Genomic DNA, 22,246 nt, shown 5'->3' on the forward strand with positions numbered 1-22,246 from the left:
CACACACAATACGCCGTAACATGCGTTACGGCATTTAAGGGTATTTTCCTATGAGTAAAGTCATCGCTTCACTTGAAAAGGTACTCCTTCCTTTTGCTGTTAAAATAGGAAAGCAGCCTCACGTTAATGCCATCAAAAACGGCTTTATTAAATTAATGCCGTTGACGCTGGCCGGGGCCATGTTCGTTTTAATTAACAACGTTTTTCTGAGCTTTGGTGAAGGTTCCTTCTTTTATTCATTAGGAATTCGGTTAGACGCTTCCACTATTGAAACCCTTAATGGTTTTAAAGCCATTGGCGGCAACGTCTATAACGGTACGTTAGGGATTATGTCGCTGATGGCGCCTTTCTTTATTGGGATGGCACTGGCAGAAGAGCGTAAAGTGGATCCGCTGGCTGCCGGGTTATTATCCGTCGCCGCTTTTATGACCGTGACGCCTTACAGCGTGGGTGAAGCCTATGCCGTTGGTGCCAACTGGCTGGGCGGGGCCAACATCATCTCCGGTATTGTTATCGGCCTGGTGGTGGCAGAAATGTTCACCTTTATTATCCGCCGCAACTGGGTTATCCGCCTGCCGGATAGCGTACCGGCTTCCGTTTCTCGTTCATTTTCCGCGTTGATTCCAGGCTTCATTATTCTCTCCATCATGGGGATTATCGCCTGGGCGCTCTCCCACTGGGGCACAAACTTCCACCAGATCATCATGGACTCTATCTCTACGCCGCTGGCGTCGATGGGTGGCGTGGTCGGTTGGGCGTATGTGATTTTCACTTCTCTGCTGTGGTTCTTTGGCGTGCATGGTTCACTGGCATTGGCCGCGCTGGACAGCGGGATTATGACCCCCTGGGCACTGGAAAACGTTGCGCTTTACCAGCAGTACGGCTCCGTTGACGCGGCGCTGGCAGCGGGTAAAACCTTCCATGTGTGGGCGAAGCCGATGCTTGACTCCTATATCTTCCTGGGCGGTACCGGGGCGACCTTGGGTCTGATCATCGCGGTCTTTATTGTCTCTCGTCGTGCTGACTATCGTCAGGTCGCGAAGCTGGCGCTGCCATCAGGCATCTTCCAGATTAACGAACCGATTCTGTTCGGTCTGCCAATCATCATGAACCCGGTAATGTTCATTCCGTTCATCCTGATTCAGCCGCTGCTGGCCGCGATCACCCTGACGGCGTATTACATGGGCATCATTCCACCGGTCACCAACATTGCACCGTGGACCATGCCGGCGGGTCTGGGCGCCTTCTTCAACACTAACGGCAGTGTCGCAGCCTTCCTGCTGGCGATATTCAACCTTGGGATTGCCACCCTGCTGTACATGCCTTTCGTGGCGATTGCCAACAAAGCCGCCACCATTATTGATGAAGAAGAGAGCGAAGAGGATATTGCCCTCTCACTGAAATTCTAAGATTGACCGGCGCGGGGAAGCCCGCGCCAGCCACAAGGAGCTTAAACATGTTAGATTTGGATAGTATTGTCGCAGACGAAGCCGTCGAGAACGATCTCGAAGAAGTGGTGATGGGGCTTATCATCAACTCCGGACAGGCCCGCAGCCTGGCCTATGCCGCACTGAAGCAGGCTAAACAGGGGGATTTCGCCGCCGCGAAAACCATGATGGACCAGTCCCGCACGGCGCTCAACGAAGCGCACCTGGTGCAGACAAAGCTGATTGAAGGCGATCAGGGCGAAGGGAAGATGAAGGTCAGCCTGGTGCTGGTCCACGCGCAGGATCACCTGATGACCTCGATGCTGGCGCGTGAGCTGGTGGCGGAGCTCATCGAGCTTCACGAGAAAATGCACTGAGTCGGATTTCGCAGCAGGAGGTCAGCACGATGGAAATTAAAACCGCACTTGAACAGCAGCTGTTTAATGGCAAAAATTTTCACGTGGTTATCTACAACAAGACGGAGAGCGCCAGCGGTCTGCACCAGCATGACTACTACGAGTTCACGATTGTTCTGACCGGCCGCTACTACCAGGAGATCAACGGTAAGCGCGTCCTGCTTGAGCGAGGAGATTTTGTCTTCCTGCCGATGGGGTCTTATCACCAGAGCTTTTACGAATTTGGTGCCACCCGTATTCTGAACGTGGGCGTCAGCAGACGCTTCTTTGAGAAGCACTATCTGCCGCTGGTGCCGTTCTGCTTTGTGGCCTCCCAGGTCTATCGGGTCAAAAACGAGTTTATGACCTGGATTGAAACGGTTATCGCCTCGCTTAACTTCCGCGACAATGAATTTGATGAGTTTATTGAAACGGTGACCTTCTACGTGATGAACAGGCTGCGCCATCATCGTGAGGAGCAGCAGGTGACGGATGATATTCCACAGTGGCTGCGCAGCACCGTTGAGCTGATGCACGATAAAGGCCAGTTCAGCGAAAATGCGCTGGAAAATATGGTGTCACTGTCGGGGAAATCCCAGGAATATCTGACCCGCGCGACGCAGCGCTATTATCGTAAAACACCCGTGCAAATTATTAATGAAATCCGCATTAATTTTGCCAAGAAACAGCTGGAAATTACCAACTACTCTGTCACCGATATTGCTTACGAGTCAGGATACAGTAGTCCAAGCCTGTTTATTAAGACCTTTAAAAAATTGACTTCATTCACACCGAACAGTTACCGGAAGAATTTAACGGTAATTAATTAACTTTCGGCGGATTACCCGCCACAAATATTGCTTTAATGGCTTGCCAAAATAGCGGGAAGAGTACGCTATACCTTGCAGGCGATTAACCTGATACGCTAAGGGAGATATTATGCAGAAGAAATTAAAAGTCGTAACCATTGGTGGCGGCAGCAGCTATACCCCGGAATTACTTGAAGGTTTTCTGAAACGTTATCATGAATTACCGGTCAGCGAATTATGGCTGGTTGACGTTGAGGAAGGTCAGGAAAAGCTGAATATTATTTTCGACCTGTGCCAGCGCATGGTGGAGAAAGCGGGCGTGCCTCTGACCGTGCATAAAACCCTCGATCGCCGTCTGGCGCTGAAAGATGCGGATTTCGTCACCACCCAGCTGCGCGTGGGCCAGCTGAAGGCGCGCGAGCTGGACGAACGTATCCCGCTGAGCCACGGCTATCTCGGGCAGGAGACCAACGGCGCGGGCGGTCTGTTCAAAGGCCTGCGTACCATCCCGGTGATTTTCGACATCGTCAAAGACGTGCAGGAGATCTGCCCGAACGCGTGGGTGATTAACTTCACCAACCCGGCCGGGATGGTGACCGAGGCGGTCTATCGTCATACCGGTTTCAAACGCTTTATCGGCGTCTGTAACATTCCGATCGGCATGAAGATGTTTATCCGCGACGTGCTGGCGCTGACCGACAGCGACGATCTCTCCATCGACCTGTTCGGCCTGAACCACATGGTATTCATTAAAGACGTGATCGTGAACGGTAAATCACGGTTTGCCGAACTGCTCGACGGCGTGGCTTCCGGTCGCCTGACGGCGGCATCGGTGAAAAACATCTTTGACCTGCCGTTCAGCGAAGGGTTGATCCGCTCGCTGAACCTGCTGCCGTGCTCGTACCTGCTTTACTACTTCAAGCAGAAAGAGATGCTGGCCATCGAAATGGGAGAGTACTATAAGGGCGGCGCGCGCGCGCAGATCGTTCAGAAAGTCGAGAAGCAGCTGTTCGATTTGTATAAAGATCCGAACCTGAACGTCAAACCGAAAGAGCTGGAGCAGCGCGGCGGGGCCTACTACTCCGATGCGGCGTGCGAGGTGATTAACGCCATCTACAACGACAAGCAGGCGGAGCACTATGTCAACGTGCCGCACCACGGCCATATCGACAATATCCCGGCGGACTGGGCGGTTGAGATGACCTGCATCCTGGGACGCGATGGCGCTAAACCGCATCCACGCATCACCCACTTCGATGATAAGGTCATGGGCCTGATCCACACCATCAAAGGCTTTGAAGTGGCGGCAAGCAACGCGGCGCTGAGCGGCGAGCTCAATGACGTGCTGCTGGCGCTGAACCTCAGCCCGCTGGTACATTCCGACCGCGATGCGGAGCAGCTGGCCGGCGAGATGATCCTGGCGCATGAAAAATGGTTGCCGAACTTTGCCGCCACGATCGAGAAGCTGAAGTTCAAACACCACTGAGAGGACGCACAATGGAAAACCTGCTGATCGTTAATGCTGATGATTTTGGCCTCTCGAAAGGTCAGAACTACGGCATTATTGAAGCCTGTCGCCGGGGTGTTGTGACCTCGACCACGGCACTGGTGAATGGTGAGGCGGTTGAACACGCGGCGCAGCTGAGCTGCGAGGTGCCGGAGCTGGGCGTCGGCATGCATTTTGTGCTGACGCTCGGGATGCCGCTTTCGCCAATGCCGGGCCTGACGCGCGACGGCCAGCTGGGCAAATGGATTTGGGAACAGGCGGAGCAGGGCGCTCTGCCGCTCGAAGAGATTGCCCGCGAGCTGGAGCGTCAGTTCAACCGCTTTATTGACGCGTTTGGTAAGGCGCCGACGCACATCGACAGCCATCACCACGTGCATATGATCCCGGCGATTTTCCCGATTGTCGCGGAGTTTGCGCAGCGTAAAGGCGTGGCGATGCGCGTGGACAGGGAGGCGCACGGCGTGCCCGACTGCGCCGTGACCACCACTGAGGGGTTCAGCAGCGCATTTTACGGCGACGAGATCGACGAAGCGCTGTTCCTGAAGGTGCTGGATGATTCCGCCGCGCGGGGGGAACGATCGCTGGAGGTCATGGCGCATCCTGCTTTTGTCGATAACACCGTACGTAAGAGCGCCTACTGCTGGCCGCGCCTGGCGGAGCTGGACGTGCTGACGTCGGCGTCGCTGAAGTATGCTATTGCCGAGCGTGGGTATCGGTTGGGGACGTTCGGGGATCTTTAAGACAAAGCCCGGTGGCGAGGTAAAAGCAAAACGGTAACCAGGGTTACCGTTTTTATTGTTTTCTCCCTCTCCCGTGGGAGAGGGCCGGGGTGAGGGTATTTTTTACGCCGGGATCTGGTCAATCTTACTGCTGCGCGACCAGACGCGGTGCGCGGCGAGCAAATCAAACAGCTTCGTCATAAAGGCGTCGTCAACGTTGTCTCCCTCGACAATGCCGTCCTCACCCTGATCGGCCACCTTCAGCTGCGCCTTAAACCGTCGCGCGTCGCCGGACAGCGCGATCGGTTTCAGGTGCTTGTAGGCTTCCAGCAGATAATACACCGCGTCACCGTTGGTCAGCAGGCTGTCTATATCCCCGCACGGCACAATCACCGCGTCAACGGTCAGCGATGGCGCCCCGGCAAAGGTCGCCGCCACCGGCAGCACGGAGCCGTCATCGGCGGTCACTTCCCCCATGCGGGAATAAAGCAGTTTCGCATGCACGCCCTGGGTCTTCAGCGCCTGCATGATCCCCAGCACGTCGCTGGCGCGGGTTTTGTCGTTCAGCAGGATGGCGACCACGCGGCCTTTAATCGAGCCACCCGGCACGGCATACAGACTCAGCGACGGATCTTTCTTCACGCCGTTAACCTCTTTCGGCGGGGCAAGGTTGCGCTGCTCGTCGGTCAGCGTAATGCCCAGGTTATCCGCAACGCTCTGGGCGAGCTGAATATCAATGCGCGCCAGCTGATCGACCACGCGCTCGCGGATGTAGGTGCGCACCACTTTGCTCAGCTCAAAGCTGAAGCCGCCGATGATGTGCTGCTGCTCAATCGGCGTCTGGCTGTTCCAGAACAGGCGAGGGTGGGCGTAATAATCGCCGAACGACGGGCTGCGCTCGCGAATTTTATTGCCGTCGATACGCTCCTGGTACGATTCGAATCCACCGCGTTTCGGCGCCGGCGGCGTTTCGCGCGGCCAGTTATCGTTGATCGAGTTCGGCTCATAGTTAGCCGGGTTGGTATCAATATCCTGACGGTGCATCCCGTCGCGCTGGAAATTGTGGTACGGGCAGGTTGGGCGGTTAATCGGGATTTCGTGGAAGTTCGGCCCGCCAAGACGGCTGATCTGCGTATCGGTGTACGAGAACAACCGTCCCTGCAGGAGCGGATCGTTGGTGAAGTCCAGCCCCGGCACGATATGCCCCGGGTGGAATGCGGCCTGTTCGTTTTCGGCGAAGAAGTTATCCGGGTTGCGGTTGAGCACCATTTTACCCACCAGCTGTACCGGCACCAGCTCTTCCGGGATCAGCTTCGTCGGGTCAAGCAGGTCGAAATCGAACTTAAATTCGTCCTCTTCCGGAATGAGCTGCAGACCCAGCTCGTACTCCGGGAAGTCGCCCGCTTCAATTGACTCCCACAGCTCGCGGCGATGGAAGTCCGGATCGCGTCCGGTCAGCTTCTGCGCCTCGTCCCACACCAGCGAGGCTTTGCCCGCCACCGGCTTCCAGTGGAAGCGCACAAACGTGGCTTTCCCCTCGGCATTGATCAGGCGGAAGGTATGGATACCAAACCCTTCCATGGTGCGGTAGCTGCGCGGGATGCCGCGGTCTGACATCGCCCACATCACGTTGTGTAAGGTTTCAGGCTGCAGGGAAACATAGTCCCAGAAGGTGTCGTGCGCACTTTGTCCCTGCGGTATGGCCCAGTGGGGCTCCGGTTTTACCGCATGGACAAAGTCAGGAAATTTATGCGCATCCTGAATGAAGAACACCGGGGTGTTATTGCCCACCAGATCGAAAATACCCTCTTCGGTATAAAACTTGGTGGCAAAGCCGCGGATATCCCGAACCGTATCTGCCGAACCGGCGCCGCCCTGCACGGTGGAGAAGCGCACAAACACCGGGGTAATTTTATCCGGGTCAGAGAGGAAGTCCGCTTTGGTGATGTCTTTCAGACTCTTGTAGGGCTGGAAGTAGCCGTGCGCAGCGGAACCGCGCGCGTGGACGATGCGTTCCGGTATCCGTTCGTGGTCGAAATGGGTGATTTTTTCCCGCAGGATAAAATCTTCCAGCAGGGTTGGCCCGCGCGCGCCTGCGCGAAGGGAGTTCTGATCGTCAGCAATGCGCACGCCCTGATTGGTGGTCAGTGCAAAACCTTCGCCGCCTTTGCGGTGCGGCTCAAGCGATTTCAGCTTCTCGTTTCCCGTCTCCGGCAATTTCATGCTTCCCGGTGCGGTAGGCTGTTCGCCCGGTGCTGAAGGGCCAGGTGAGGGGCGGTGAGAGCCGTCAGCAGGGGCGAGAGAGTCCATACCCGGTTGAGATTCCTCAGTGCCATGAATCGGTGATTGATGAGTTTTATCTTTGTTCGACATTGCACGCTTCTCCTTTATCCATTGCTAAAAACCCTATTAAGGATAGAACAATGTCGCGACATGGTTCGCGAACTAAGAGTTTTCATATGCCGTGATTAGCGAAAGGAGCCATCTCACCCACTCGGAGCGCGACGGAAGGCAGCAGGATCGGCTATCATAAAATTTTCCTGCTTCAAGAATTTGCTTTAGTGAACCAGTCGCTTATGAAACCTCTTCGTCAACAAAACCGCCAGGTTATTAGCTATGTGCCCCGCGTTGAGCCCGCGCCGCCTGACCATGCCCTGAAAGTGGAGGGTTTTCGCGATGTCTGGCAGCTTCGGGGGAAATACGTGGCCTTCGTGCTGATCGGCGAACATTTCCGCCGCTCGCCCACGTTTACGGTGCCGGAGTCAGCGCAGCGGTGGGCGATGCAGATCCGCCAGGATGAAGAGGTCGAAGAATAACAGCCATAAAAAAACCGCCATCAGGCGGTTTTTTTATTTCTACCGAGATTAACGGTGCGCCAGCTCGGCGTCGTCTTCACTTTCCAGAATCGCTTTGTCGGTCTGCTTCAGCCACTGGCTGGTCAGCGTACCGGCTGTCATGGAGCCGCTTACGTTCAGCGCGGTACGGCCCATGTCGATCAGCGGCTCAACGGAGATCAGCAGCGCGACCAGCGTCACGGGCAGGCCCAGCGCGGGCAGCACAATCAGCGCGGCGAAGGTTGCGCCACCGCCAACGCCCGCAACGCCTGCGGAGCTTACGGTAACAATCCCGACCAGCGTGGCGATCCAGACCGGATCCAGCGGGTTAATCCCAACGGTAGGGGCAACCATCACGGCCAGCATCGCCGGGTACAGACCCGCACAGCCGTTCTGACCAATGGTGGCACCAAAGGAGGCAGAGAAGCTGGCGATGGATTCAGGCACGCCCAGACGACGGGTTTGCGCTTCCACGTTCAGCGGAATAGACGCGGCGCTGGAACGGCTGGTGAAGGCAAAGGTCAGCACCGGCCAGACCTTACGGAAGTATTTCAGCGGGCTGACGCCGTTCACGCCCAGCAGGATGCCGTGCACCACGAACATAATGCCCAGGCCCAGATAAGAGGCGACAACGAAGCTGCCCAGCTTAATGATGTCCTGCAGGTTAGAACCGGCAACCACTTTGGTCATCAGCGCCAGCACGCCGTAAGGAGTGAGCTGCATGACCAGACGGACCAGCTTCATCACCCAGCTTTGCAGGGTGTCAATTGCGGTCAGCACGCGTTCGCCTTTTGGCGCATCGTCTTTCAGAAGCTTCAGCGCCGCTACGCCCAGGAACGCGGCGAAAATAACCACGCTGATGATCGAGGTTGGGCTCGCACCGGTCAGGTCAGCAAACGGGTTCTTCGGAATGAAGGAGAGCACCATCTGCGGCACGGTCAGGTCAGCCACTTTCCCAACGTAGTTGGTCTGAATCGCGGTCAGACGCGCCGTTTCAGCGGTACCCTGAACCAGACCTTCTGCGGTCAGGCCAAACAGGTTGGTGACCAGCACACCCACCAGCGCGGCAATCAGCGTGGTGAACAGCAGCGTACCAATGGTCAGGAAGCTGATTTTTCCCAGTTGAGTCGCGTTATGCAGGCGAGCAACGGCGCTCAGAATAGAGGCGAACACCAGCGGCATAACGATCATCTGCAGCAGCTGAACATAGCCGTTACCGACGATGTTGAACCACTGAATGGAATCTTTCAGAACTGGATTATCGGAGCCATAAATTGCCTGTAATGCCAGACCAAATACGACACCCATGGCCAGACCAACCAGCACCTTTTTCGCCAGGCTCCACTGTTTGTGGCGCGCCTGCGCGAGAAGCAATAGCAATACAGCGAACACAACGACGTTCGCGATGAGTGGAAAATTCATCCCCGTTCTCCTGATTTATTATTGGGTCGGTTTTTACCGATCCTGTTGGCGGAAGGTTAGCAGAAGTGTGATGTAGCGCTTATATCCAAATGGAATGGTTTATGACAAATGGGATAATTTTGTCGGTTTACTGTTCAATCTGGTGATGAATAAAGCGATTGAACTGAAATTGCAGCGAATTAATCATCTGGGATGACCAGCGAACTGCACTATTTTCGGGCAAGGTTTGCGGCATCCAGACGGCGTAAGCAAACAGCGCCATGCACAAGACGCGCTCCAGCTGGTTCCCTTTCTGCGGTGCGAGGATGGGAAAACGGAAGCGCCAGCGGCAGGGCCACAGCAGCGGTACGCCCGCGGGTGTCAGCATATCGGCCAGAATATGGCTTAAATATCCCAGCACCATCCCCTGGATGGCATCGGCGGGGACTATCCAGCTTTCGGGCACTTTTAAATAGAACAACGTCAGCAGGCCAAACACGGCCAGCAGGCTGTGCGTAAACCCCCGGTGGCCGAACGCGCGGGCGATGGGTTTCGACACCCACTTCAGGCGCTGTCCGAGGAAAGATTTGGGATGGTCAATGTCGGGCAGCAGACAGGTCAATACGGCGGAAGGGACAATATGCCACCAGTCCCCCTGTGCCAGCACGGGGGTGAGTTCAGCGTTTTTGGCAAATACCGCGCACGCAATAGAAAAAAGCAGGTGGCCTTCCGCCGTCATGATAAAACCCACAAAACTGTCAATTCATACAGTATAGGGTTTTTATACAGTAGGCGGAAGAGGTGACGGTGTAACTGTTTGTCACAAACCAGAGAAGGGCGTTAACCGCCCTGCAGGTGATGCGCCGTCAGTTCTGCCAGTGAATTAAGCTTCACATCGGCAAGGGCAAACCGGGGGTCGTGACGGCCTTCTTCTGCGGGCACCACAATGGAGCGCATCCGTGCAGCCTTCGACGCCACCATACCGTTAACGGAATCTTCCAGCGCAACGCAGTTGAGGGGATCCAGGCCGAGCTTAGCGGCGCAGTCCAGATAGACCTGCGGGTGCGGCTTGCTGTAAGGCAATTTTTCAGCGGACGCCAGCGCGTCGAAACTGTCGCGCAGTTCAAACATCGTCAGCACTTTTTCCAGCATGTGCAGCGGTGAAGCCGAGGCCAGTCCGACCTTCAGCCCCTGGGCTTTACACAGCGCGACGGCCTCACGTACGCCGGGCAGCAGCGGCCGGTTCTCTTCCACCAGAGAAATGGCGCGGCTGATAATGCGTGCGGTCACCTCATCGCGATTGGGACCTACCCAAGGCTGTTGGGCAGACCACAGGTCAACCACCATATCGATGCGCAGGCCCAGGGTATCGGGAAGTTCATTACGGCGGCTGATATCCACGCCGAGGCTGGCCATAACGTCCAGTTCGGCGCGATCCCACAGCGGTTCGGAATCGATCAGTAATCCATCCATGTCAAAAATTGCGGCAAGAATTTGGCGCGGTGTCGACATCACAACGTCTCCTTATCCAGGGTGTTCGACAGACGATACGTGCTAAGCACAATCTGCAATTTAGCATATTGCTTTTAAAGAGCGGGCGAAATTGATGGTCAGCAGGTAGACTTAGGCACAAATAACGCGTCTTTATGAAGAGGAACTGATGACGTATCAACAAGCTGGACGCATTGCGGTCTTAAAACGTATTGCTGGCTGGGTGATTTTTATTCCTGCCGTCATTTCTACGCTGATTTCTGTACTCAAATTTATGTACGATCACAGCGAAAAACAGCCGGGTATCAATGCGGTAATGCTTGATTTCGCTCATGTCATGATTGAGATGATGCGTTTTAATACGCCATTTTTGAATGTCTTCTGGTTTAACTCACCCACTCCGGATTTTCATCAACAGCTGAATATCGGCTTTTGGGTGATATATGCCCTGATCTTTGTCGCGCTGGCACTGCAGGCCTCTGGTGCGAGAATGAGTCGCCAGACGCGCTTTTTACGCGAAGGCGTTGAGGATCAGTTGATTCTGGAGCAGGCCAAGGGCCCGGAAGGAATGAGTCGTGAGCAGATTGAATCCCGCATCGTTGTGCCGCGTCACACCATTTTCCTGCAAATCTTCCCGCTCTATATCCTTCCCGTCATCATCATTGTGGCGGGATACTTCTTCTTCTCACTGCTCGGTTTTCTGTAAGCGATAAGGGTGGCGGCAAGGCCACCCGTTCTCTACTCAGGCGGCAAGCATACGCTCGAGTGCCCGCTGCGCGTTAACAAGGTGTTCTCCGCCAAAAAGAATGGCACGGTTCATCAGCGTATAAAGCTGATACACCGGCTGGCGGTCGAGGAAACCGGGCGGCAGGGGGGAAACAGACTGGTATCCGTCGTATATTTGCGGCGGCTGCTCAGGATGAAGCGGCAGCATGGCAAGATCGCACTCTCTGTCACCCCAGTAGCAGGCCGGGTCAAAGATGTACGGGCCGTTGGGACCCAGCGCGCAGTTATTGGACCACAAATCGCCGTGAAGCAGCGACGCCTGAGGCTGGTGGGATGCCAGACGCTGTTGAACGTGCTCGACGATGGCGTCGATATTGCCAAATTCCAGTCCTTTTTCGGCGGCCAGCTCAAGCTGCCAGCCAATGCGCTGCTCGGCAAAAAATGTCGACCAGCGACGCTGCCAGGCATTGGGCTGTGGCGTGGTGGAGAGATCGTTGTCAAAGTCGAGACCAAACTGCGGCTGGTCACTCCATTGATGCAGGCGCGCTAGCTGTTGGCCGAGGATGAACGCATTATGGGCATCCAGCGGCCGGGCGGGGAGATACTCCATCACCAGGAAGCTGTAGTCGCGGTCGCTCCCCACGGCCAGAACCTGCGGGACTGTGACCGTTTTACTGCGGGACAACAGCTCCAGCTGGTCGGCTTCGGCAGTAAATATTGGAAGCAGCTCTCGCTCATCGCATTTAACGAAAAGATCGCGCCCTGCGTAGCGTAAATGCCACGCGGCGTGGATCTCACCGCCTGGCAGTTCGTTACGCAGTTCAATTTCACCTTCACCCAGCTGCTCACGTAAAAGATGACTGATAGCCTGCCACATGTTGTCTCTCCCATGTTGTCTGCCAGATCATAAAGTTAGCGCATAACTGCGGTAAAAAAATACGAACTAACGCACACCTGAGCGGTTTAAATTCATACAGCGCACTTATTGTTCTTTTTTCCGCCAGCTTTCCCAGGTATCCACGTCAATTTCGGCAGGCTTGTCGGTCACGCTCTCCACCAGACTGGCGGCCAGCGCATGAATCTCTTCCTGGCTCAGGGCGCCGATCAGACCAAATGTCAGGGTGCCTAAATCATGAATATTGCCCTCGTCATCCGTCAGGGTGAGGAGAAAATTAGCCCGGGTGAAAGCATTGTTGAGCTCATTCAGCTCGGTTAGCGATGCTTCATGAAGGTTGATGGTCACGACGTAGCGTGTGATGTCACCACTGCTCATAATTCACCTCATTGTTATCATGAAAGTTTTCTTAGCATAGTCGATAGCTTGCGTTTGGCGACTCAGCGAGGACATTCCCCTCCGTAAAGACGAAGGGGAACAGGGGTTAATTTCGGGACAGGTAATCGACGATTTTTTGCGTATCGGCAAGCGAACAGAGACGCGTGCCCTGGTTGATGGTGGCGGCGCTACCCGCCGCCACGCCGTAGCGTGTCATTTCGAGCAGGGACGCACCCTGCGCCAGTTTTAGCGTCATCGCGCCCACCATGCTATCGCCCGCGCCAACCGTGCTCTTGCTCTTCATCGGCGGTGGGACAACCTGAACGGACGACGATTCATCGACTGCCAGCGCCCCCTGAGGGCCAAGGGAGACGACTACGCGCCGCGCTTTTCCGCTGCGCACCAGCTCCTGCGCGGCGGTGCGCACATCGTCAGGCTGCGTCAGCTCGCGGTTGACCAGCGCGCTTAACTCTTTCTGGTTGGGTTTGACCAGCTCCAGATTGCCCGGTACCAGGGCCGCCTGCAGGGCCTCGCCGCTGCTGTCGACAATGCAGCGGATGCCGCGCTGCTGCGCGGCCTGAATCAGCGCCGTCAATTTTTCCGCGCTTACGCCGGGCGGCAGGCTGCCGCTTATCACCAGCAGCGCGCCGCTCTCTATCGTCAGCACTTTCTCTTCAAGCTGACGAAACTCGTCATCGCTGAGTTTCGCGCCCGGCATGACAAAACGGTACTGCTCGCCGCTGGATCCCACGTGGACATGCAGGTTTTGCCGCGTCCAGTCTTTGGCCTCAACGGTTTCAACGGCCACCTGTTCATCGGCCAGCAGAGAGACCAGGTGTTCACCGGTGGCACCGCCTGCGGGAAAAATTGCCGTGGCTTTGCCGCCGAGATGTGTAATGGCGCGCGCCACGTTGATCCCGCCGCCGCCGGGCTCAAAGACCGGGGCGCTACAGCGCAATTTACCTTCCGGGTAAATCTGCGGCGTCAGGGTGGCGGAATCCAGGGAAGGGGAGAGCGTCAGAGTATAAATAGAAACCATCATTACCTCCTTTTAGCATGGGCTCTTATTAGCCTGGCACCATTTGTCAGGAAGGCAATGTAAATAACAGTATGATTTTAAATATGAATACTGACAAAAATTGAGGCGGGGGATATATAAAATAAAACGCTTTTTGAGATCGTTCTTATTCAAAAAATGAAATAAGAAAACATTGCTATGTTATTTGCGGCTTTTTATAATTTGTTACCTTTCTCTGGACGCCTTGTCATTGATCCTCAAGAAAGATTCCGGGACCGTGTGGTCTCTTTTTTTGTTGTACGGACTCCTTAATAAAATGAAGCTTTTAAAGACAGTGCCCGCTGCACTGATGCTGGCGGGTGGCGTGTTTGCGGCTATGAACGCGACCGCTGATGATACCGTTTTTACTGTCATGGACGATCCTTCCACCGCGAAAAAACCTTTTGAAGGTAACCTGAACGCCGGGTACCTGGCACAATCCGGTAACACGAAAAGCTCTTCTCTGACGGCGGACAGTACGCTTACCTGGTACGGCAACACCACCGCCTGGTCTCTGTGGGGTAATGCCAGCAACACTTCCGCTAATGACGAACGTTCTTCCGAGAAATATGCGGTAGGCGGACGTAGCCGTTACAACATGACCGACTATGACTACCTGTTTGGACAGGCAAGCTGGTTAACTGACCGTTACAACGGTTATCGCCAGCGCGATGTGTTCACCGCCGGTTATGGTCGCCAGTTCCTGAACGGTCCGGTACACAGCCTCCGTTTTGAATTCGGTCCTGGTGTGCGTTATGACGAGTACACCAATGGCGATACCAAAACCCAACCGCTCGGTTACGCTTCCGGTACCTATGCCTGGCAGATGACTGACAACACCAAATTTACCCAGGGTGTTTCTGTATTTGGTGCCGACGACACGACGCTGAACTCTGAGACGGCGCTGAACGTGGCTATCAACGAACACTTTGGCCTGAAAGTCGCCTACAACGTGACCTGGAACTCTTCACCACCAGAATCTGCGCCGGATCATACCGACCGCAGAACCACGGTTTCACTGGGTTATAGAATGTAATAAAAGCGGGCCGATGATAATGTCGGCCCGTTTATTGTCTGCGGTTTTTTGACGTCCCTTCTGATGACCTGTCTTCGCCCTAGCCCCAAATCATTGCCGCCCAACGGAGTAGCAGCATTGCGCCGCAGATGGCAATCAGCACCAGCACCATTTTCCAGTGTTTTACGGCAAATCGTTTAGTTGGCATAACCTAATCCTTATTGGTTGATACCCACAGTCTACCAAACAGGGCCGAAATATGCCCCTTCTCAGGTTCGATTGGGTTATGCCAGCGCAGGGTTCGGCTCAGAACCAGTGGAATCGTTCGGCGAGAATCAACAATAAACCTGTGGCGGAAAGGACATTCAATATCACAACCGTTCTGCTGGATACGTTCATGGTATGCACCTTTGGGTTTAAAGACCTGTTCAAGAGTAGCCCAGCATCTTCGAAATGCGAGCGCAGGGGAGAAGCAACCTGCAAATTCGTGCGAAAGCGCCAGCCCATCAATCTGGCCGCAGAGGGTGCAATCTCCTTTCCGTTAGTGTTAACATTACGTCGCTTGCCGTAAATCCACATTAATCTGAATTCGGCTGGTGAATGATGACGAACCAATTTGACGATTGTTGGTCAGATGGTGTCGTAATCTATTGTCAAATCACGATTATTTTCTTTGTATATGCTCTTATGTGTGGGGCATCACTGCAAATAAGGATATAAAATGCCTGTAATTACTCTTCCTGATGGCAGCCAACGCCATTTCGACCGTGCTGTTAGCCCAATGGATGTAGCCCTGGACATTGGTCCTGGTCTCGCGAAAGCGACTATCGCTGGCCGCGTTAACGGTGAGCTGGTGGATGCTTCCGATCTGATCGAAAACGATGCGACGCTTGCAATCATCACTGCGAAAGACGAAGAAGGTCTGGAGATCATTCGTCACTCCTGCGCGCACCTGTTAGGCCATGCCATCAAACAGCTGTGGCCAAACACCAAAATGGCGATCGGTCCGGTTATCGACAACGGTTTCTACTATGACGTTGACCTTGACCACACCCTGACTCAGGAAGATATCGATGCGCTCGAAAAACGCATGCATGAGCTCGCCGAAACGAACTATGACGTCATCAAGAAGAAAGTCAGCTGGCACGAAGCGCGTGAAACCTTCGTGAAGCGCGGCGAGAGCTACAAGGTCTCTATTCTTGACGAAAACATTTCGCATGATGACAAGCCTGGCTTGTACCATCACGAAGAATACGTCGACATGTGCCGTGGACCGCACGTGCCGAACATGCGCTTCTGTCATCACTTTAAGCTGATGAAGATCGCGGGCGCCTACTGGCGTGGCGACAGCAACAACAAAATGTTGCAGCGTATTTATGGTACCGCGTGGGCTGATAAAAAAGCCCTGAACGCATACTTGCTGCGCCTGGAAGAGGCGGCGAAGCGTGACCACCGTAAAATCGGTAAGCAGCTTGACCTGTACCACATGCAGGAAGAAGCGCCGGGTATGGTGTTCTGGCATAACGACGGCTGGACTATCTTCCGTGAACTGGAAACTTTCGTACGCTCTAAGCTGAAAGAGTACCAGTATCAGGAAGTGAAAGGCCCGTTCATGATGGACCGTGTGCTGTGGGAAAAAACCGGCCACTGGGACAACTACAAAGATGCGATGTTCACCACCTCGTCTGAGAACCGTGAATACTGCATCAAGCCAATGAACTGCCCGGGCCACGTTCAGATCTTCAACCAGGGTCTGAAATCCTACCGCGACCTGCCGCTGCGTATGGCGGAGTTCGGTAGCTGCCACCGTAACGAGCCATCAGGTGCGCTGCACGGTCTGATGCGTGTTCGTGGCTTTACTCAGGATGACGCGCATATCTTCTGTACTGAAGATCAGGTTCGTGACGAAGTTAACGCCTGTATTCGTATGGTCTACGATATGTACAGCACCTTTGGCTTCGAGAAGATCGTCGTCAAACTCTCAACGCGTCCGGAAAAACGTATCGGTAGCGATGAGACATGGGATCGCGCAGAAGCGGATCTCGCCGTGGCGCTGGAAGAGAACGGCATTCCGTTCGAATACCAGCTGGGCGAGGGTGCATTCTACGGTCCGAAAATTGAATTTACCCTGTATGACTGCCTCGATCGCGCATGGCAGTGCGGTACTGTACAGCTGGACTTCTCCCTGCCGCAGCGTTTAAGCGCCTCTTATGTTGGCGAAGACAACGAGCGTCAGGTACCGGTAATGATTCACCGTGCAATTCTCGGTTCTCTGGAGCGCTTCATCGGCATCCTGACCGAAGAGTTCGCAGGCTTCTTCCCAACCTGGCTTGCGCCAGTGCAGGTCGTGGTGATGAACATTACCGATTCTCAGGCAGATTACGTTAAAGAATTGACGCAGAAACTACAAAATGCGGGCATTCGCGTAAAAGCAGACTTGAGAAATGAGAAGATTGGCTTTAAAATCCGCGAGCACACTTTACGTCGTGTCCCGTATATGTTGGTCTGTGGTGATAAAGAGGTGGAAGCAGGCAAAGTTGCCGTTCGCACCCGCCGTGGTAAAGACCTGGGCAGCCTGGACGTAAGTGAAGTGATTGAGAAGCTGCAACAAGAGATTCGCAGCCGCAGTCTTCAACAACTGGAGGAATAAGGTATTAAAGGCGGAAAACGAGTTCAAACGGCACGTCCGAATCGTATCAATGGCGAGATTCGCGCCCAGGAAGTTCGCTTAACAGATCTTGAAGGTGAACCACTGGGGATTGTGAGTCTGAGAGAAGCGATCGAAAAAGCTGAAGAAGCTGGAGTAGATTTAGTTGAAATCAGCCCTAACGCCGAACCGCCAGTTTGTCGTATCATGGACTACGGCAAGTTCCTTTATGAAAAGAGTAAGTCTTCTAAGGAACAGAAGAAAAAGCAAAAAGTTATCCAGGTTAAGGAAATCAAATTCCGTCCTGGTACCGACGATGGCGATTATCAGGTAAAACTCCGCAGCCTGATTCGCTTTCTGGAAGATGGCGATAAGGCCAAGATCACACTGCGTTTCCGCGGTCGTGAGATGGCCCACCAACAGATTGGTATGGAAGTGCTTAACCGCGTCCGTGACGATCTGAGTGAACTGGCAGTAGTCGAATCCTTCCCTACGAAGATCGAAGGCCGCCAGATGATCATGGTGCTCGCTCCTAAGAAGAAACAGTAAGGCCTTCAAGCAGCAAAACCTGTGGAGCCTTCGGGTTTCATAGGTTTTGTTCGCCTATGTTTCGTTTATTTAACAATGCGAAGTGGAAGTTATTAAGATGCCAAAAATTAAGACCGTACGCGGTGCTGCTAAGCGCTTCAAAAAAACCGGTGGTGGTGGATTTAAGCGTAAGCACGCAAACCTGCGTCATATTCTGACCAAAAAATCTACTAAGCGTAAACGTCACCTGCGTCCAAAAGGCCTCGTTTCTAAAGGCGATCTGGGTCTGGTTATCGCGTGCCTGCCGTACGCATAAGCCGTTAACGTTTAATTTTTTTACTAAGAATATAGATACAGGAGAGCACATATGGCTCGCGTAAAACGTGGTGTAATTGCACGTGCACGTCACAAGAAAATTTTGAAACAAGCTAAAGGCTACTACGGTGCGCGTTCACGCGTTTACCGCGTTGCCTTCCAGGCTGTTATCAAAGCAGGTCAGTACGCTTACCGTGACCGTCGTCAGCGTAAGCGTCAGTTCCGTCAACTGTGGATTGCGCGTATCAACGCAGCAGCACGTCAGAACGGTATTTCTTACAGCAAATTCATCAACGGCCTGAAAAAAGCTTCTGTTGAAATCGACCGTAAGATCCTGGCTGACATCGCAGTATTCGACAAAGTAGCGTTCACCGCTCTGGTCGAAAAAGCGAAAGCAGCACTGGCATAAGCCAGTTGAAAGAGGGGGCTTTGCTCCCTCTTTTCATTTAACACCATCAGAAGATTGACATTTATCCGTCCAGGCTTTTCAATAAGGTCTTAACGGTTTTTACCAGACAAGGTAACGCAAGCATGAATGCTGCTATTTTCCGCTTCTTCTTTTACTTTAGCACCTGATTTCAGGAGGCTAGCGCGTGAAAGATGAAACGAAAAACAGCGCCAGATAAGCCTCCCGATGGAGGCTTTTTTTGTGCCTGAATTTGAGAGAATAACTCCACCAAATCGGTGTCTGCACCGACATAATGAGGAAAATCATGTCACATCTCGCAGAGCTGGTTGCCAGTGCAACAGCCGCCATTAATCAGGCCTCAGATGTTGCCGCGTTAGACAATGTCCGCGTCGAATATCTTGGGAAGAAAGGGCACCTGACCCTTCAGATGACAACCCTGCGTGAGCTGCCGGCAGAAGAACGCCCGGCAGCGGGTGCGGTGATTAACGAAGCCAAAGAGCAGGTACAGCAGGCGCTGAACGCGCGCAAAGCCGAGCTGGAAAGCGCGGTGCTGAATGCGCGTCTGGCCGCAGAGACGATCGACGTTTCTCTGCCGGGTCGCCGTATCGAAAACGGTGGTCTGCATCCGGTTACCCGCACCATCGATCGCATTGAAAGTTTCTTCGGTGAGCTCGGCTTTACCGTGGCGACTGGCCCGGAAATCGAAGATGATTACCATAACTTCGACGCCCTGAATATTCCTGGCCATCATCCGGCACGCGCTGACCACGACACTTTCTGGTTCGACGCTACGCGTCTGCTGCGTACTCAGACCTCCGGCGTTCAGATCCGTACCATGAAGGATCAGGAGCCGCCAATCCGCATTATCGCGCCGGGCCGCGTCTATCGTAACGACTACGATCAGACCCACACTCCAATGTTCCACCAGATGGAAGGTCTGATTGTTGATAAAAACATTAGCTTCACCAACCTGAAGGGCACGCTGCACGATTTCCTGAACAACTTCTTTGAGGAAGATCTGCAGGTTCGTTTCCGCCCGTCCTACTTCCCGTTCACCGAACCGTCTGCGGAAGTTGACGTGATGGGTAAAAACGGCAAATGGCTGGAAGTGCTGGGCTGCGGCATGGTGCATCCAAACGTGCTGCGCAACGTGGGTATCGATCCAGAAGTTTACTCCGGCTTTGCCTTCGGCATGGGCATGGAGCGTCTGACTATGCTGCGCTACGGCGTGACCGACTTACGTGCATTCTTCGAAAACGATCTGCGTTTCCTCAAACAGTTTAAATAAGGGCAGGACAGAACAATGAAATTCAGTGAACTGTGGTTACGCGAGTGGGTGAACACCACGCTGGACAGCGACGCGCTTTCTAACCAGATCACCATGGCGGGTCTGGAAGTGGACGGTGTTGAGCCGGTTTCCGGAGCCTTCAACGGCGTGGTCGTCGGCGAAGTAGTCGAATGCGGTCAGCACCCTAACGCTGACAAACTGCGCGTAACAAAAGTAAACGTGGGCGGTGACCGTCTGCTGGATATCGTCTGCGGTGCGCCAAACTGCCGTCAGGGCCTGAAGGTGGCCGTGGCGACCGTCGGTGCAGTGCTGCCGGGCGATTTCAAAATTAAAGCGGCTAAGCTGCGCGGCGAGCCGTCTGAAGGCATGCTGTGCTCCTTCTCCGAGCTGGGCATTTCCGACGACCACAACGGTATCATTGAGCTGCCGCTGGATGCGCCAATCGGCACCGATATCCGTGAATACCTGAAGCTTGATGACAACACCATTGAAATCAGCGTCACGCCAAACCGTGCCGACTGCTTAGGTATCATCGGCGTGGCGCGCGACGTGGCCGTGCTCAACCAGACAGAACTGAACGCGCCGGAAATCGCGCCGGTTGAAGCGACCATCAGTGACGTGCTGCCTATTCAGGTTGACGCTGCGGATGCTTGCCCGCGCTACCTCGGTCGCGTCGTGAAAGGCATCAACGTGAAAGCGCCAACCCCGCTGTGGATGAAAGAGAAGCTGCGCCGCTGCGGTATTCGCTCAATCGACGCAGTGGTCGACGTGACCAACTACGTTCTGCTGGAGCTGGGCCAGCCAATGCACGCGTTTGATAAAGACCGTATCGACGGCGGCATCGTTGTGCGCATGGCGAAAGAGGGCGAAACCCTGGTTCTGCTTGACGGCAGCGAAGCGAAACTGAACGCCGACACCCTGGTGATTGCTGACCACAGCAAAGCGCTGGCAATGGGCGGTATCTTCGGTGGCGAGCACTCAGGCGTCAACGACGAGACGCAAAACGTCCTGCTGGAATGCGCGTTCTTCAGCCCGCTCTCCATCACCGGTCGCGCACGCCGTCACGGCCTGCATACTGATGCCTCTCACCGCTACGAGCGCGGCGTTGACCCTGCTCTGCAGTATAAAGCGATGGAACGTGCGACCCGCCTGCTGATCGACATCTGCGGCGGTGAAGCGGGCCCGGTTATCGACGTCACCAACGAAGCGACGCTGCCGAAGCGTGCGACCATCACCCTGCGCCGCAGCAAGCTGGATCGCTTGATTGGTCACCACGTTGCCGATGCGCAGGTAACCGACATCCTGAAACGTCTGGGCTGTGAAGTAACTGAAGGGCAGGACGAGTGGAAAGCCGTTGCGCCATCATGGCGTTTCGACATGGAAATTGAAGAAGATCTGGTGGAAGAAGCGGCCCGCGTTTACGGCTACAACAACATCCCTGACGAGCCTGTCCAGGCGGGTCTGGTAATGGGCACCCACCGTGAAGCCGACCTGTCCCTGAAGCGTGTGAAAACCATGCTGAACGACAAAGGCTACCAGGAAGTGATCACCTACAGCTTTGTTGATCCAAAGCTGCAGCAGCTGATCCACCCGGGTCAGGAGGCGCTGATCCTGCCAAGCCCAATCTCCAGCGAAATGTCCGCGATGCGTCTGTCTCTGTGGACGGGCCTGCTGGGCACTGTCGTTTATAACCAGAATCGCCAGCAAAACCGCGTGCGAATTTTCGAAAGCGGTTTGCGCTTTGTACCGGATAATCAGGCAAATTTAGGCATCCGTCAGGATCTCATGCTGGCTGGTGCCATCAGCGGCAACCGCTATGAAGAGCACTGGGACCTGGCAAAAGGCACGGTTGATTTCTACGATATGAAGGGCGATCTGGAAGCGATTCTGGATCTGACCGGTAAATTATCTGAAATTGAATTCCGCGCCGAAGCCATTCCGGCCCTGCATCCGGGCCAGAGCGCAGCCATCTATTTAGACGGTAAACGCGTTGGTTTTATTGGGGTTGTTCACCCTGAGCTGGAGCGTAAGCTGGACCTGAACGGCCGTACCATCGTGTTCGAGCTGGAATGGAACCCGGTGGCTGACCGCGTTATTCCTCAGGCTCAGGACGTCTCCCGCTTCCCGGCAAACCGCCGTGATATCGCGGTTGTGGTCGCGGAAAATGTGCCTGCAGCAGATATTTTGGCCGAATGTAAGAAAGTTGGCGTAAATCAGGTAGTTGGCGTAAACTTATTTGACGTGTACCGCGGCAAGGGCGTAGCAGAAGGTTTCAAGAGCCTCGCTATTAGCCTTATCCTTCAGGATACCAGCCGTACACTCGAAGAAGAGGAGATTGCCGCTACCGTCGCCAAATGTGTAGAGGCATTAAAAGAGCGATTCCAGGCATCATTGAGGGATTGAAC

Annotated in this window: 24 protein-coding genes and 1 other annotated feature; of the genes, 15 read left to right on the plus strand and 9 right to left on the minus strand. The window is 54.4% G+C overall.

Going from position 1 to position 22,246, the window contains the following annotated elements:
• Positions 1–50 precede the first annotated feature (50 nt).
• From chbC to chbG, 5 genes are all read left to right on the plus strand, one after another.
• Positions 51–1,409: a PTS N,N'-diacetylchitobiose transporter subunit IIC gene (gene chbC / locus INF68_RS05645; protein WP_023311283.1), complete on the plus strand. Its 1,359-nt coding sequence runs from the start codon at positions 51–53 to the stop codon at positions 1,407–1,409.
• A gap of 47 nt (positions 1,410–1,456) precedes the next feature.
• On the plus strand, positions 1,457–1,804 hold the full coding sequence (gene chbA, locus INF68_RS05650; protein ID WP_023311284.1) for a PTS N,N'-diacetylchitobiose transporter subunit IIA: 348 nt from the start codon (positions 1,457–1,459) through the stop codon (positions 1,802–1,804).
• Between the two features lie 5 nt (positions 1,805–1,809).
• Complete coding sequence (chbR, locus tag INF68_RS05655) at positions 1,810–2,652, plus strand: transcriptional regulator ChbR (protein WP_071789366.1); 843 nt, start codon at positions 1,810–1,812, stop codon at positions 2,650–2,652.
• A gap of 109 nt (positions 2,653–2,761) precedes the next feature.
• The gene (locus INF68_RS05660; protein WP_047174052.1) at positions 2,762–4,117 is read left to right on the plus strand and encodes a 6-phospho-beta-glucosidase; all 1,356 of its coding nucleotides are present in this window, start codon (positions 2,762–2,764) and stop codon (positions 4,115–4,117) included.
• A gap of 11 nt (positions 4,118–4,128) precedes the next feature.
• The gene (gene chbG / locus INF68_RS05665) at positions 4,129–4,878 is read left to right on the plus strand and encodes a chitin disaccharide deacetylase (protein WP_126786181.1); all 750 of its coding nucleotides are present in this window, start codon (positions 4,129–4,131) and stop codon (positions 4,876–4,878) included.
• Positions 4,879–4,980: 102 nt separating this feature from the next.
• Here the strand turns inward: chbG and katE are convergent, their stop codons facing one another.
• Positions 4,981–7,230 carry a catalase HPII gene (katE, locus tag INF68_RS05670; RefSeq protein WP_126786180.1) on the minus strand — a complete coding sequence of 750 codons (2,250 nt, stop codon included), beginning with the start codon at positions 7,228–7,230 and terminating at the stop codon, positions 4,981–4,983.
• 188 nt (positions 7,231–7,418) lie between these two features.
• Between katE and cedA the strand changes: the two genes are divergently transcribed.
• Positions 7,419–7,673 (plus strand): cell division activator CedA, encoded by a 255-nt coding sequence (gene cedA / locus INF68_RS05675; RefSeq protein WP_071786526.1) that lies wholly within the window; start codon positions 7,419–7,421, stop codon positions 7,671–7,673.
• Between the two features lie 48 nt (positions 7,674–7,721).
• Here cedA and INF68_RS05680 read toward each other — a convergent pair whose 3' ends face one another.
• The 3 genes from INF68_RS05680 to hxpB all read right to left on the minus strand — a co-directional run bounded on the left by INF68_RS05680 (position 7,722) and on the right by hxpB (position 10,604).
• Positions 7,722–9,113: an L-cystine transporter gene (locus INF68_RS05680; protein WP_045336125.1), complete on the minus strand. Its 1,392-nt coding sequence runs from the start codon at positions 9,111–9,113 to the stop codon at positions 7,722–7,724.
• Between the two features lie 127 nt (positions 9,114–9,240).
• Complete coding sequence (locus INF68_RS05685) at positions 9,241–9,831, minus strand: metal-dependent hydrolase (RefSeq protein ID WP_014883483.1); 591 nt, start codon at positions 9,829–9,831, stop codon at positions 9,241–9,243.
• A gap of 101 nt (positions 9,832–9,932) precedes the next feature.
• The gene (hxpB, locus tag INF68_RS05690; protein ID WP_126786179.1) at positions 9,933–10,604 is read right to left on the minus strand and encodes a hexitol phosphatase HxpB; all 672 of its coding nucleotides are present in this window, start codon (positions 10,602–10,604) and stop codon (positions 9,933–9,935) included.
• Between the two features lie 148 nt (positions 10,605–10,752).
• Here hxpB and INF68_RS05695 point away from each other — a divergent pair, with 148 nt between their 5' ends.
• Positions 10,753–11,289 carry a YniB family protein gene (locus tag INF68_RS05695; protein WP_023311291.1) on the plus strand — a complete coding sequence of 179 codons (537 nt, stop codon included), beginning with the start codon at positions 10,753–10,755 and terminating at the stop codon, positions 11,287–11,289.
• 36 nt (positions 11,290–11,325) lie between these two features.
• Here INF68_RS05695 and INF68_RS05700 read toward each other — a convergent pair whose 3' ends face one another.
• The 3 genes from INF68_RS05700 to pfkB form a co-directional block, all read right to left on the minus strand.
• Entirely contained in the window at positions 11,326–12,186 is an 861-nt protein-coding gene (locus INF68_RS05700) for a fructosamine kinase family protein (protein ID WP_029740438.1), read from the minus strand.
• Between the two features lie 105 nt (positions 12,187–12,291).
• Positions 12,292–12,582 (minus strand): type V toxin-antitoxin system endoribonuclease antitoxin GhoS, encoded by a 291-nt coding sequence (gene ghoS, locus INF68_RS05705; protein ID WP_126786177.1) that lies wholly within the window; start codon positions 12,580–12,582, stop codon positions 12,292–12,294.
• Between the two features lie 106 nt (positions 12,583–12,688).
• The gene (pfkB, locus tag INF68_RS05710; protein ID WP_126786231.1) at positions 12,689–13,621 is read right to left on the minus strand and encodes a 6-phosphofructokinase II; all 933 of its coding nucleotides are present in this window, start codon (positions 13,619–13,621) and stop codon (positions 12,689–12,691) included.
• A gap of 295 nt (positions 13,622–13,916) precedes the next feature.
• Between pfkB and INF68_RS05715 the strand changes: the two genes are divergently transcribed.
• Positions 13,917–14,675, plus strand: a complete 759-nt coding sequence (locus INF68_RS05715; RefSeq protein ID WP_029740435.1) for a YdiY family protein — start codon at positions 13,917–13,919, stop codon at positions 14,673–14,675.
• A gap of 79 nt (positions 14,676–14,754) precedes the next feature.
• On the opposite strand, the gene yniD is transcribed toward INF68_RS05715, so the two are convergent.
• Together yniD and yncL are read right to left on the minus strand one after the other, a co-directional pair.
• On the minus strand, positions 14,755–14,862 hold the full coding sequence (gene yniD / locus INF68_RS05720; protein ID WP_008500658.1) for a small membrane protein YniD: 108 nt from the start codon (positions 14,860–14,862) through the stop codon (positions 14,755–14,757).
• A gap of 98 nt (positions 14,863–14,960) precedes the next feature.
• Positions 14,961–15,233 (minus strand): stress response membrane protein YncL, encoded by a 273-nt coding sequence (gene yncL, locus INF68_RS23475; protein ID WP_080298627.1) that lies wholly within the window; start codon positions 15,231–15,233, stop codon positions 14,961–14,963.
• Positions 15,234–15,375: 142 nt separating this feature from the next.
• Between yncL and thrS the strand changes: the two genes are divergently transcribed.
• From thrS to pheT, 7 genes are all read left to right on the plus strand, one after another.
• A complete protein-coding gene (gene thrS / locus INF68_RS05730; protein WP_008500657.1) occupies positions 15,376–17,304 on the plus strand; it encodes a threonine--tRNA ligase in 1,929 nt (642 codons plus the stop codon).
• Positions 17,305–17,307: 3 nt separating this feature from the next.
• Positions 17,308–17,850 (plus strand): translation initiation factor IF-3, encoded by a 543-nt coding sequence (infC, locus tag INF68_RS05735; protein WP_014069901.1) that lies wholly within the window; start codon positions 17,308–17,310, stop codon positions 17,848–17,850.
• Between the two features lie 97 nt (positions 17,851–17,947).
• Complete coding sequence (rpmI, locus tag INF68_RS05740; RefSeq protein WP_003030583.1) at positions 17,948–18,145, plus strand: 50S ribosomal protein L35; 198 nt, start codon at positions 17,948–17,950, stop codon at positions 18,143–18,145.
• 51 nt (positions 18,146–18,196) lie between these two features.
• Positions 18,197–18,553 carry a 50S ribosomal protein L20 gene (rplT, locus tag INF68_RS05745; protein ID WP_000124850.1) on the plus strand — a complete coding sequence of 119 codons (357 nt, stop codon included), beginning with the start codon at positions 18,197–18,199 and terminating at the stop codon, positions 18,551–18,553.
• A 117-nt stretch (positions 18,554–18,670) separates the two neighbouring features.
• Positions 18,671–18,795: a sequence feature (Phe leader region), on the plus strand.
• A complete protein-coding gene (gene pheM / locus INF68_RS05750; protein ID WP_001386830.1) occupies positions 18,676–18,720 on the plus strand; it encodes a pheST operon leader peptide PheM in 45 nt (14 codons plus the stop codon). It overlaps the preceding feature by 45 nt.
• A gap of 62 nt (positions 18,796–18,857) precedes the next feature.
• A complete protein-coding gene (gene pheS / locus INF68_RS05755; RefSeq protein ID WP_033145275.1) occupies positions 18,858–19,841 on the plus strand; it encodes a phenylalanine--tRNA ligase subunit alpha in 984 nt (327 codons plus the stop codon).
• Positions 19,842–19,856: 15 nt separating this feature from the next.
• Positions 19,857–22,244 (plus strand): phenylalanine--tRNA ligase subunit beta, encoded by a 2,388-nt coding sequence (gene pheT, locus INF68_RS05760; RefSeq protein ID WP_193525278.1) that lies wholly within the window; start codon positions 19,857–19,859, stop codon positions 22,242–22,244.
• Positions 22,245–22,246 lie beyond the last annotated feature (2 nt).

Origin of the sequence: Enterobacter cloacae complex sp. P16RS2 (assembly GCF_014982155.1) — a bacterium.
In the GTDB taxonomy this organism is placed as follows: Bacteria; Pseudomonadota; Gammaproteobacteria; order Enterobacterales; family Enterobacteriaceae; genus Enterobacter; species Enterobacter cloacae_M.